The following is a 12130-nucleotide window of genomic DNA, read 5'->3' as shown; positions in this document are numbered from 1 at the left end:
TGATAAGGATGCCGGTAGATGGTTTTCGTTTGTTCCAACTGGCGGCCCAGGGATTTTGCTGCAGCCAAATTCTTTTAATCATTGGTTTGGAGGAAGAAGGCAAGGATGCTCCGGAACTTATACGGGCCATGCATGGTTTATGCGGCGGTATGGGGCGTTCCGGTGCTACCTGCGGTGTGCTGACCGGGGGAGCTTGCCTGCTAGGATTGGTAGCCGGTAAAGGAACCGTGTCCGAGCAATCTCATCCCCAAATCCATAGGATGGTGCAAGAGCTGCTGGAGTGGTTCGAAGAAACTTACGGGAGTCTGCTTTGTGAGGATATTCTTCATTACAAACTGGAAGAAGGGACAGACTATCCGGTCAAATGTGGCAGTACTATCTCCGCTACCTATGACAAGGTTCAGGAGCTTGTTGCCACTTATCTGGAAACGGAAAAAGATGATGAGGAATGTTAAAGGCACCTTCTACGAGAAGAATTTGTTGCGTGAAACAACCGGCAATACCTTACGCCCCGGCGGATTTGAGTTGACAGATCTGGCTGTGGGAAACTGCAGGTTTCAGGTGGGTGACAGGATTCTTGATGTGGGCTGTGGCTGGGGAGCCACTGTCGATAGGCTGAGATCCTTATATCAGTTGGAGGCCTATGGGATTGACCCCTCGCAAAGATTACTGGTATGGGGCCGGGAGGCCTATCCCGGTTTACCGATAAGCCAGGGGAGGGGGGAGGATATTCCCTTTGAAGCTAATTCCCTGGACGGGGTTTTCCTTGAATGCAGCCTTTCCTTAATGTTGGATATAAACAAGGTCTTGTCTGAAATACAGCGGGTGCTTAAGGTTGACGGCCGGCTGGTTATCCATGATGTCTATGCCCGCGACCCCCGAGGTGTCCCAGACCTTCAGGCTCTCAGGATGGATTCTTGTATTAGAAGTGCCCTGATCAAGGAAGAGTTGGAAAATTGTTTGCAAAGTAGGGGCTTGCGGATCAGCCAATGGCAGGATCATTCGGCCCTCTTAATTCAACTGACCATGGAACTTATCATGACCCATGGTTCGATGAGCGCATTCTGGCTGAAGTCCACGGATTGCTCAGCAGATCCAGCTGAAGTTCAGGCTGCCCTTAAGAAAGCAAAAGTTGGGTACTTCCAGTTGATTGCCCAAAAGGAAGGTAGAGAGGAGGCTGAACATTGAGGGATCACAGTATAACGGATACCCGCAGTGTTTGCCCGGAATGTCTGAAGCGGATTCCGGCCAAGCGAATAGCAGAAGAGGATCGGGTTTATATGGTAAAGCAATGCCCAGAGCATGGAGAATACCGCGCCCTTCTCTGGCGGGGAAATCCCAGCTGGGAATCCTGGATGAGACCGACGATCCCCAGTCAACCCCTGGCCTGCTTTACAGAGGTGGAAAAGGGCTGTCCCTACGATTGCGGATTATGTGCCGATCACTGGAAACAGACCTGCACAGCGCTCATGGAGGTCACCCGGCGCTGCAACTTAAACTGCCGGTATTGCTTTGCCGATGCCGGTGACAGTGTTCAGGACCCATCCCTGGAGGTTTTGGCCGGTTGGTATCGGAAAGTGATGGAAGCCAGTGGTCCCACCAATATTCAATTATCCGGGGGGGAACCGACCCTGAGGGACGATTTGCCTGAAATTGTGGCTTTGGGTAAGGCGGAGGGATTTGGTTTTATTCAGATTAATACCAACGGGCTGCGTTTAGCCCAGGATATGGACTATGTAAGGCGATTACAGGAAGGGGGATTGAATTCGGTATTTCTGCAATTTGATGGAGTGGATGATTCCATTTATAGAGCGCTGCGGGGACGGGAAATGCTTCAGGACAAGATGAAAGCCATAGAGAATTGCTCTCAGCTTGGGATAGGGGTGGTTCTTGTCCCTACCTTGGTGCCGGGCATCAATACACAGCAGATCGGTGATATGGTGAGGTTTGCCCTGGACCATCATCCCGGGGTGCGGGGAGTTCATTTTCAGCCTGTCAGTTATTTCGGACGGATCCCACAGGTGCCCGGGGATGAGGACCGCTTTACTTTACCTGAGGTCATTCAGGCTATTGAAGAGCAAACGCTGGGACTCATACAAGGGATAGATTTAAAGCCCAATAACGGGAGATGCTCTTTCAGCGGCAGCTTTGTCAAACAAAGTGACGGTACCTTAAGAAGTGTTCAGACCACTAACTGCTGCGGCGAACCTGAACCGGCCGAGGATTTGGTTCGCAAAACCCGGGCCTTTGTCGCCCGGCAGTGGGGCGGGACTGGAGAAACGGACTGTGCCTGCCGTGACGAAAATTCTTGGGACTTTCAGCTTAAGCGGATTAAAGAGGCCGGCTTTGCCGTCACCGGTATGGCCTTCCAGGATGCCTGGAATCTGGATTTAGAGCGTTTGCAAAACTGCTGCATCCATGTTCTGAGCCCTGAGGAGAGAATGATTCCTTTCTGCGCCTATAATCTTACCAACCGTCAGGGGAAATCTCTCTACCGGAAGGGGTCATAGCTGTGACGCCGGAGAAAACACCTCTCGAATCCTGGATTGGGCGGAAAATCACCGGGAGCAGTTCAGGAATACTTGCCTCGGAAGGGCTTAAAGAGTACCAGCTGAACAAGCTGGGGGAGACTTTAGACTATGTAAGGGAAAAGAGCTCCTTTTATCAAAGGCATTTAGGAAAAACCGATTACACCTTGACTCATCTTGAGGACATGGCAAAGCTGCCTTTTACCACGGCTGATGATCTCCGCCGATTCGGGCAAGAGATGATTTGTGTTAAACCAAGCGATATTCATCGGATTGTGACTCTCCAAACCTCCGGAACGACCGGACAGCCTAAACGAGTCTTCTTCACCGAAGAGGATCAGGAATTGACCCTGGATTTTTTCCATCAGGGGATGCTGACCATGGTTAAGCCCGGGGATCGGGTGTTGATCCTTTTGCCGGGCAGTGTGCCGGGCAGTGTGGGTGAGCTCTTGCAGCGCGGTTTAGCCCGTGCCGGAGCCGAGGGCCTTGTTCATGGGCCGGTCTACAACCCTCAGGCCGCCCTTGAACACATGATACGGGATGGGGTTAATGTGCTGGTGGGTATACCGACCCAAATCCTGACCTTAGCCAGAGTGCAGAAAAAAATGCAGGTCCCGATCCCGCCCTTGCTCAGTGTTTTATTGACCACAGATTATGTTCCCCATAGCATAGTCAGGGAATTGGTCAAAGTCTGGGGCTGTCAGGTATTTAATCACTATGGCATGACGGAAATGGGCCTGGGCGGCGGCGTTGATTGCCAGGGATTTAATGGGTACCATTTGCGGGAAGCCGATCTCTATTTTGAGATCATCGATCCGTCGACAAGCCGTCCTGTTCAGGAGGGACAAAGCGGGGAAGTTGTCTTTACCACCTTAACCCGCACGGGAATGCCCCTCATCCGTTATCGGACAGGAGATTATTCCCGCTTTATACTTGAGGCCTGTCCCTGTGGTACGGTTCTGCGCAATTTAGAGAGGGTGCGATCCAGGGATAGAGTGGATCTCGGTGCTGGTAAAATCCTGAGTATGGCTGATTTGGACGAAGCCATTTTTGCTCTGGACGGGGTACTTAATTTTTCGGCGGTCATTGCCGGGGAGTGTGGTAAAAAGATTCTCGCCATTGAGGTTCTTATGGACGGGGCGGTTTCGGAAAGGGCAAAGAAGATGATGCTTCAAGCGATTGAGACCTATCCCATAATCCAATCGGTTTTAAGCAGCGGTCAGACCCAGTTGGCTTTGACCTTCAATACAAATACAGCCGCCTACAGCGGTGAAAAGGGAACAGGGAAAAGGATGATTCTTGACCAAAGGGGGTGGGGGGCATGAAAACAGCCACAACTGGGGAGCCAAGAAAAAGTAAGATTACCGCCATCATTTTGGCAGCCGGTTTTTCCTCCCGGATGAAAAGCTTTAAACCCCTTTTGCCTTTGGGTTCAGCCAGTGTTATAGAAATTGCCGTCCGGTCATTCCAGGAGGCAGGTTTCAAGGATATTCGGATTGTCCTCGGACATAGGGCCGGGGAGCTTATTCCGGTGTGTGATGCATTACATGTTCAGTGGATCTTTAATGAACATTATGCTGAAGGGATGTTTTCTTCAGTCAAGGCCGGAGTAATAAGTTTAGGCCCGGAAGTGGAGGGTTTTTTTCTCTTGCCGGTTGATAATCCGCTCATCCATGAAGACACCTTACATAGGTTATACGAAGCGTTTAGCATGGAGCATAAAGGTATAGTTTATCCGGTCTACCGGGGCAAAAGAGGTCATCCCCCTTTGATTTCCCGATGTTATGTGGATAGTATTCTAAGCTGGACAGGTAAAGGCGGACTTAGGGCCCTTTTGGAACACTATCAGGGGGATGCTCTTGAGGTCAGCATGGAGGATCAAGGGGTGCTCCTGGATATGGATACTCCTGAGGATTATAGGAGGATTTTGAAGTACTATGGGTATGCACCCACTCCCACAGAATTTGAATGCTATGAATTGCTTAGAGGAAATAACACCCCGGAGAAGGTTATCAAACACTGTGAAATGGTGGCTTGGCTAAGTGTTTTTTTGGGTAAGCAATTAGAGGAGGCGGGGCGGCACTTAAATCTGGAATTATTAAAAGCCTCTGCTTTATTGCATGATATAGCCAGGCTTAAACCCAATCATCCCCTAGAAGGAGCGAAGCTTACTGCAGCTTATCCAGAGGTTTCCGCTATTATTGCCGCTCATATGGACTGTTCATGGGAGCCTTCGCAACCGCTGACAGAGAAAGAGATAGTCTACCTTGCTGATAAATTGGTGGCAGATGACCAGATTATTTCGCTCCAGGAACGCTTTAACAGTAGTGTAGAACGATATAAAAACGAACCGGAAGTTCTTGAGCATATCCACCGGCGTTTTTATCATGCCTATAGAATCCTTTATCGCGTAGAAGAAAGAGTAGGAAAATCTGTACAGACCTTAATCAAGTTAAATCTAGGGAGCGATGTTCATGGATAAAGAGATTAAAATGGGGCTGCGGCATGTTCTTGAAGAAAAACTGGAGGCAGCTTTGATTACAGTCACCAAAGTGTTGGGATCCGCCCCCAGGAAGCCGGGAGCACAAATGTTAGTTTTAGCAGATGGGACGACCACAGGGACCATTGGCGGCGGTTGCGGTGAGGCAGAGGCCAGGCAGGCGGCGCTTCAAGTCTTATCCACGGGGAGAGCAAGGAAACATTCTTTGAATATGACAGCGGACATAGCTGAAGATGAAGGAATGGTTTGCGGTGGTATTATGGAGTTATTTATCGATTACCTTGGTCAGGGTAATGTATCGGAACAGTTAATTCTATTGGAAAACTATTTACTTTCCTTCAATCACGGCGAAAGCCCTGTATTGGTTACCTTAACGGAGTCCAAACAAGAGAATATCGGCCAAAAGCTTGTGGTTCAAAAAAACAATCAGTATTCAGGTGATTTAGGTTTACCCATACTGAATCGGATTGCTCTTGAGCAAGTTTTGGCTAGTAGGGGTCATAGTCATTTTTCTATGGTCAATCTGGACGAAGGGTTCAATCCATGTGATACAAAAGCTGAAATCGCCTACCAATTGCTCCTTGAGCCACCGGTCTCAGAGACAAAGCTGGTGATTTTAGGAGCAGGGCATATTGGCTTGCCTTTGGCCGGCATGGGAAAAATGCTTGGTTATGAGGTTACCGTAGTAGATGACCGGCCCTCCTTTGCCAATACCCTTCGGTTTAGAACAGCTGACCGGGTTATATGCAATGATTTTGAAAAGGCCTTGGCGGACTTGGTTATCGACCCCCAGACTTATGTGGTCATCGTAACCAGAGGCCATCGTCATGATAAAGTCTGTCTGAAAAACGTGATTCATAAACCGGCGGGATACATAGGGATGATTGGCAGCCGCCGCAGAGTAAAGGCTATGTTGGCCGAATTACAGGAAGAAGGTATTCCAGCCGAGAAATTAGAGAAATTGTACTCCCCCATTGGGTTGAAAATCGGTGCGGAAACCCCTGAAGAAATCGCAGTCTGCATTCTGGGCGAAATAATCAAGGTTCAGAAGGAGCAAACTGTCTCTATAAACAATGAAGAACCCCAAAAGATGCTCGTATGAAAAAAGTTTATATTGTGCGCCATGGTGATATAGGATTGGGCAAAAATAAAAGGTATATAGGTATTAAGGATCTTCCCTTAAGTGCAGAAGGCAGGAAACAAGCCTTTTCTTTAAAAGAGCGTTTACGGGAGATTCCTTTAGACAGGATCTATTGCAGTGCTTTAAGCCGGTCACGGGAGACCGCTGCTATCATAGCCGAAGCACACCCCTTATCCTTAACCGTTCTTCCTGATCTGCATGAGATAGAGATGGGAGAATGGGAAGGAAGGCTCTTCAGTGAAATACAGGAGCTGTTTCCAGCTGAGTACCGGCAGAGAGGTGAGGATATTGTTAATTACCGCCCTCCCGGGGGGGAAAGTTTCCTCCAGTGTTACCTTCGCATCATCCCGGTATTCGAAAGAATTGTCCGATCAGATGCTGAAACCAGCCTTATTGTCGGGCACGCCGGGGTCAATCGGGTGATTTTATGTCATGCCCTCGGGCTGCCTCTTCCTGATATATTTAGCTTCAAACAGAATTACGGATGTTTAACTCTTTTGAGCCAAAACCATAGGGGGCAGTGGGAGGGAAAATTAAATATCCTAGCCGTTACTAACGGCTAGGATGCTGTTCAGGGTGTTTATACGATTTTAGTGGTCCATTGCTCCAAATTCCAGATATCACTGACCCAATCACTGTAGAAGTCAGGATCATGGGATACTAAAAGAATCGTACCCTTAAACTCCTTGATGGCCTTCTTTAGCTCGTCCTTGGCATCTACATCAAGATGGTTGGTGGGCTCGTCCAGAACGAGGAAATTGATGTCTTTCAGCATGAGCTTACAGAGGCGTACTTTGGCACTTTCTCCACCGCTTAGGACCATCATCTTATTGGAGATATGCTCATTGGTTAGTCCGCATTTGGCCAGAGCTTGACGAACTTCATAATTCGTGAGTCCGGGATACTCCTGCCATATCTCCTCGATGGGGGTATTGGTATTGCCGCGATTGGATTCTTGCTCAAAATAACCGGGGGAAAGATAGTCCCCTAAGATGACTTCTCCGCTAATAGACGGAATGATCCCCAGCAAGGTTTTAAGCAGGGTGGTCTTACCCAAACCATTGACCCCACGGATGGCCACTTTCTGTCCTCTTTCCAGTTTCAGACTGAGGGGGCGGGTTAGGGGCTCATTATAGCCAAGAACCAAATCCTCGGCTTCAAAGATGACTCTGCCAGGGCTTCTGGCCTCCTTAAACCGAAATTGGGGCTTGATTTTCTCTTTGGGTTTTTCCAGGATCTCCATTTTGTCCAACTGCTTTTGGCGGCTTTTCGCCCGGCCGGTGGTGGAGATGCGGGCTTTGTTGCGGGCGATAAAATCTTCCAAGCGGTCCACTTCTTTTTGTTGCTTTTCATAAGCCTTCAGCTCTTGTTCTTTTTTAATTTGATAGAGCTGCATAAATTGCTCGTAGTTTCCGGTATAACGGGTTAAGTCTGCATTTTCCACATGATAGATCACATTGACCACATCATTTAAGAAGGGGATATCATGAGATACCAGAATAAAAGCGTTCTCGTAGTTCTTCAAGTAATTGCTTAACCAAATAATATGTTCAGCATCTAAATAGTTGGTGGGCTCGTCCAATATTAATATAGTAGGCTTTTGCAGTAAAAGCTTGGTCAGGAGGACTTTTGTTCTTTGACCACCGCTCAAATCCGTTACATCCTTATCCAGGCCGATTTCACCGAGGCCTAAACCGTTAGCCACTTCCTCCACCTTGGCATCGATCATGTAGAAACCATTGCTCTCAAGTATGGTTTGAATTTCTCCTACATCCTCCATCATTTTGTTCATCTGCGCTTCTGTAGCTTCGGCCATGCGGTTGTAGAGCTCCAACATTTCAGCTTCCAGCTCGAACATTTTTTGAAAGGCTTCTCTGAGAACATCGCGAATGGATTTACCTTGGGTCAACACAGTGTGTTGATCCAGATAACCCACGGACACCCGGTTGGACCATTCTACTTTGCCTTCATCAGGAATGAGCTTACCGGTGATAATGTCGAGAAAGGTTGATTTCCCTTCTCCGTTAGCCCCTACTAAGCCTACATGTTCCCCTTTAAGAAGGCGGAAGGTTGTATTTTCCAGAATCTTACGGCCGCCGAAGCCGTGATTTACATTTTCTACATTTAATATGCTCATGATAAAACTCCCTTTATCTTCATACTCATCTATCTTAAAAAAAGCTTATAGAGTTGTCAAAGGATATTTGCAAAGAAGACAGGTTTTTGGGCGTTATAGATTGGGTTAGGACGACATAGGGATGAGTAGAGGGGGAATGGGAGTGGTTCTCATAGTTTTGAATTTAATGTTCGTCTGTCTGCTCAATATTCCGTTTGGTTATTGGCGGGAGAATGTAAAGAAGCTTTCCGTACAATGGTTTATGGCGGTCCATTTTCCGGTGCCTTTTGTTGCCCTGCTGAGAAATCATTTGGAATTATCCGGGGCCTTAACACTCTTACTTTTTGTGGCTGCTTATTTCATGGGACAATACCTTGGCAGCAGATTATCCAGGGAGTTCCGACATTATGGAAAAGTCAGCTCATCCTTGGCTCATGACTTAATTCGCCGCTCTTGGATTATAATCATAGGAAGATGAAGGATGCAGGAAGGTTGGCCTGCATTTTTTTATGGGCAAATCTCCATAATAGTATCAGGCTGGTTAATCGGTCTTTTGAGAATTGGGAAGGAAATGCAGACGTTGTCGGAAGGAGTGCACCTTGTGAGAAATGAAAATCAAAATGAACCCATAAATCCGGAGGTCCAGACCTTAAAAGAGCTGGGCCAGATTCGTATCCCTGAACCTTCAGAGAGCATTTATTGTCTGACCGTCGTCGGTCAGATTGAAGGACATCAGGTTCTTCCCGCTCAGTCGAAGGCCACCAAATATGAACATGTCATTCCTCAATTGTTCGCTGTAGAGCAGAATCCAAAGGTAGAAGGGATATTGCTGATTTTAAATACGGCCGGAGGGGATGTAGAGGCTGGGTTAGCCATATCTGAGCTGGTGAGCAGTTTAAGCAAACCCAGTGTCTCCATCGTTTTGGGGGGCGGGCATAGTATTGGAATTCCTATAGCTGTAAGCTGTGATCGCAGCTTTATCTCGCCCACGGGAACCATGACTTTGCACCCCATACGCTATACGGGGTTAGTGATCAATGGCCATCAGCAGTTTGAGTATTTACAAAAAATGCAAGAGAGAATTAATCGCTTTATCCTCCAACATTCAAAGATAACGGAAGAGCAGCTAAAAAAGCTCATGTTTGCAACAGGTGAATTAGCGCAGGATATTGGGACCATTTTAATCGGGCAGGACGCCGTAGAAATTGGACTGATTGATGCTGTTGGAGGGCTAAAGGAAGCCCATGAAGAATTAAAGCGGCTAATCGCTGAAAAGCGTGAAAGTTAAATTTACGATTAAATCGGCTTAAGAGCCGATTTTTTGTTATAATTTAAAGATGACAAGCATAGTGGAACAGGGAAAAATTCCCTTTGCGTAGAAATAAATAATACATAAAGCTTGGCATGAATCGGGATGAATCTTCTCACCATGCTCTCGTGAGAGGACTTCCTAAGTATAAAGAATGATGTGAGGGATGTTTTTTGGCTAGGAAGAAAAAGAAGATGACGGTAAAGAAAAAGGGTTTTCTTAAAGATAATGTCCGCCATGAACTTATAGGCATTGTGGCCTTGGGATTGGCGGTATTGGGCATTGTGGCCCTATACTCCGGAAGCAATGGTGTTGTAGGTGGCAAGATTAAAGAAGGCTTAACCATGCTGGCCGGCAACGGCCGGGTATGGTTGCTTCTCATGCTGGGTGCTTGGGGAATCGCTTATATGAATCTTAAACATATAAATAACCAATGGAGAACGGTGGGAGTTCTCTTATTATGGTTAGCTTTTGAAGGACTATTGCATTTTCAACTCCCGGGGATTGAGGCTTTTGATCACGAGACTATGTTCGATGAAGGCATGGCAGGTCACGGAGGAGGACTAATTGGCGCACTGATAGCCATAACCCTGAAAAGCTCAGTGGGTATTTCCGGAGGGTATGTGGTGCTCATTGTCATAGCACTCATCGGAGCATTGCTGGTAACGAACCGTTCCCTCATCGGAGGTCTGCAGCAGGTTCAAAAGGCCGGCAAAGAATCAGGACGTTGGGTCAAAAACCATGTAGAAGATTTCATCTATGTGATTCAGGATTCTGAAGAGAATCCTGAAGAGGTAGTTCCTAAAGAGCCCATGGAAAAGAGGCCTTTAAAGAAAAATGTCAAGAAGAAAGAGACAAAAGCGACAACGGAGCCTTTAAAAGTGCTGGAACCTGAACTGGTGGAGCGGCCGGTAATTATTAAGACTCTTCAGGATATGGCGGACCATACCGGGGAGGAAGAGAAGCCTCTTTCCGATAGTCCAATGATGCAAACCGTACTCCCTTTTGCCGAGGAAAAGAAGCAAAAAAATCTTCCTCCGGGCAAGGTCACAGGGACGCCTGTTTCCAGGCTGGCCCAAAAGGAGAGCGGCGATTTTCAACTTCCTAATTTTACTCTTCTTAATAAAACCATGAAGGTGAAAAATCCTCGTATTAATAAGGATTTGGCGGATAATGTGAAGATTCTTGAAGATACCCTGGAAAGCTTCGGGGTTAAGATTAAAGTCACCCATGTGACCCAGGGACCGGCCATTACCCGCTATGAAGCTCAGCCTGCACCCGGGGTCAAGGTTAGCAAGATTACGAACTTATCCGATGATATCGCTCTGAGCTTAGCCGCTACCGATGTACGTATCGAGGCTCCTGTTCCGGGAAAATCCGTAGTGGGAATTGAGGTGCCTAATAAAGAGATAGCGACGGTGCATTTTCGGGAAGTACTGGAGACTCCGGAGTTTCAGAATTCCCCCAGTAAGCTGACGGTAGTTCTGGGAAAAGATATTACAGGAAGTCCTATTGTCGCGGATTTAACTAAAATGCCTCATTTATTAATTGCCGGTGCCACAGGTTCGGGAAAGTCCGTCTGTGTCAATACTCTGATTAATAGCATTTTGTATAAGGCCAGACCGGATGAGGTAAAATTTTTATTGGTGGATCCGAAGATGGTGGAACTGACCAATTATAATGGAATCCCTCATCTGATCTCGCCGGTGGTAACGGACCCGAAAAAGGCGGCAGGGGCCTTAAAATGGATTGTCACCGAAATGGAGACCCGTTACGAGCTTTTTGCCGCGGCGGGAGTAAGGGATATCGTACGCTATAATTTTCTGCGCACCCAGGAAAAGAAAGAGGATGCGCCGCCCCTTCCCTATGTGGTGGTGATTATCGATGAGTTGGCGGATCTCATGATGGTAGCCCCCGGAGATGTGGAAGATTCGATTTGCCGCTTAGCTCAGATGGCACGGGCAGCGGGAATCCATCTCTTGATTGCCACCCAGCGTCCATCGGTGGATGTTATTACTGGCTTGATCAAAGCCAATATTCCTTCCCGGATTGCTTTCGCTGTGTCTTCTCAGATTGATTCGCGAACCATATTGGATATGAACGGGGCGGAAAAACTCTTAGGCCGCGGGGATATGCTTTACTATCCTATGGGGGCCAGCAAGCCCATAAGGGTGCAAGGATGCTTCCTGGCTGACAAGGAAGTGGAAAATGTGGTCCTCTTCCTGCAGAATCAGGCCAAACCGGAATATCAGGAGATTCCCAACATTGAGCTGGGAATGAATAAACCGGCGGAAGATGCCGGAGATGAGCTGTTTCATCAAGCGGCCCTGCTCTTTATCGAAGCAGGGAATGCTTCCGTCTCTTTATTGCAAAGAAGGCTCCGCATCGGCTACACCCGGGCGGCCCGCTTGATGGACCTGTTGGAAGAAAAAGGGGTCGTGGGCGGATATGAAGGATCAAAACCCCGGGAAGTTTTGCTGACCAAGGGGCAATTTGAGCAAAAGTTTGGTTTGGAAGAAGAAGAGATAGGGTAATA

General features: G+C 47.6%; 11 protein-coding genes. 10 read left to right on the top strand and 1 reads right to left on the bottom strand.

Annotation, left to right across the window (positions count from 1 at the left end; all coding sequences use genetic code 11):
- Positions 1-8 precede the first annotated feature (8 nt).
- Genes DESPCE1_RS0112930 through cobC form a run of 7 tightly spaced genes read left to right on the top strand, consistent with a single transcriptional unit; the run spans position 9 to position 6732 of the window.
- Positions 9-455: a DVU_1555 family C-GCAxxG-C-C protein gene (locus DESPCE1_RS0112930; RefSeq protein ID WP_019850722.1), complete on the top strand. Its 447-nt coding sequence runs from the start codon at positions 9-11 to the stop codon at positions 453-455.
- Positions 439-1188 carry a DVU_1556 family methyltransferase gene (trsM, locus tag DESPCE1_RS0112925; protein ID WP_019850721.1) on the top strand — a complete coding sequence of 250 codons (750 nt, stop codon included), beginning with the start codon at positions 439-441 and terminating at the stop codon, positions 1186-1188. Before DESPCE1_RS0112930 ends, trsM begins: the two co-directional genes overlap by 17 nt.
- Positions 1185-2510: a radical SAM (seleno)protein TrsS gene (trsS, locus tag DESPCE1_RS0112920; RefSeq protein WP_019850720.1), complete on the top strand. Its 1326-nt coding sequence runs from the start codon at positions 1185-1187 to the stop codon at positions 2508-2510. Before trsM ends, trsS begins: the two co-directional genes overlap by 4 nt.
- A gap of 2 nt (positions 2511-2512) precedes the next feature.
- Positions 2513-3853 carry a DVU_1553 family AMP-dependent CoA ligase gene (locus DESPCE1_RS0112915; RefSeq protein WP_019850719.1) on the top strand — a complete coding sequence of 447 codons (1341 nt, stop codon included), beginning with the start codon at positions 2513-2515 and terminating at the stop codon, positions 3851-3853.
- Positions 3850-5010 (top strand): DVU_1551 family NTP transferase, encoded by a 1161-nt coding sequence (locus DESPCE1_RS0112910; RefSeq protein WP_019850718.1) that lies wholly within the window; start codon positions 3850-3852, stop codon positions 5008-5010. Before DESPCE1_RS0112915 ends, DESPCE1_RS0112910 begins: the two co-directional genes overlap by 4 nt.
- The gene (locus tag DESPCE1_RS0112905; protein ID WP_019850717.1) at positions 5003-6130 is read left to right on the top strand and encodes an XdhC family protein; all 1128 of its coding nucleotides are present in this window, start codon (positions 5003-5005) and stop codon (positions 6128-6130) included. The genes DESPCE1_RS0112910 and DESPCE1_RS0112905 overlap by 8 nt, the downstream gene beginning before the upstream one ends.
- The gene (cobC, locus tag DESPCE1_RS0112900; protein ID WP_019850716.1) at positions 6127-6732 is read left to right on the top strand and encodes an alpha-ribazole phosphatase; all 606 of its coding nucleotides are present in this window, start codon (positions 6127-6129) and stop codon (positions 6730-6732) included. The genes DESPCE1_RS0112905 and cobC overlap by 4 nt, the downstream gene beginning before the upstream one ends.
- Before the next feature lie 17 nt (positions 6733-6749).
- Here cobC and DESPCE1_RS0112895 read toward each other — a convergent pair whose 3' ends face one another.
- Positions 6750-8306 (bottom strand): ABC-F family ATP-binding cassette domain-containing protein, encoded by a 1557-nt coding sequence (locus DESPCE1_RS0112895; protein WP_019850715.1) that lies wholly within the window; start codon positions 8304-8306, stop codon positions 6750-6752.
- A 121-nt stretch (positions 8307-8427) separates the two neighbouring features.
- On the opposite strand from DESPCE1_RS0112895, the gene DESPCE1_RS0112890 reads away from it, so the two are divergent.
- The 3 genes from DESPCE1_RS0112890 (at position 8428) to DESPCE1_RS0112880 (ending at position 12128) form a co-directional block, all read left to right on the top strand.
- Entirely contained in the window at positions 8428-8763 is a 336-nt protein-coding gene (locus DESPCE1_RS0112890) for a hypothetical protein (RefSeq protein WP_014794404.1), read from the top strand.
- Between the two features lie 93 nt (positions 8764-8856).
- Positions 8857-9573, top strand: coding sequence for a ClpP family protease (locus tag DESPCE1_RS0112885; protein WP_172637660.1), 717 nt, complete (start codon positions 8857-8859; stop codon positions 9571-9573).
- Positions 9574-9767: 194 nt separating this feature from the next.
- Positions 9768-12128 carry a DNA translocase FtsK gene (locus DESPCE1_RS0112880; protein WP_014794402.1) on the top strand — a complete coding sequence of 787 codons (2361 nt, stop codon included), beginning with the start codon at positions 9768-9770 and terminating at the stop codon, positions 12126-12128.
- Positions 12129-12130: the final 2 nt, after the last annotated feature.

The organism is Desulfitobacterium sp. PCE1, from assembly GCF_000384015.1.
GTDB lineage: Bacteria > Bacillota > Desulfitobacteriia > Desulfitobacteriales > Desulfitobacteriaceae > Desulfitobacterium > Desulfitobacterium dehalogenans.
The sequence above is the reverse complement of the archived record's forward strand: the minus strand, read 5'-3'. Positions and strand labels throughout refer to the sequence as shown.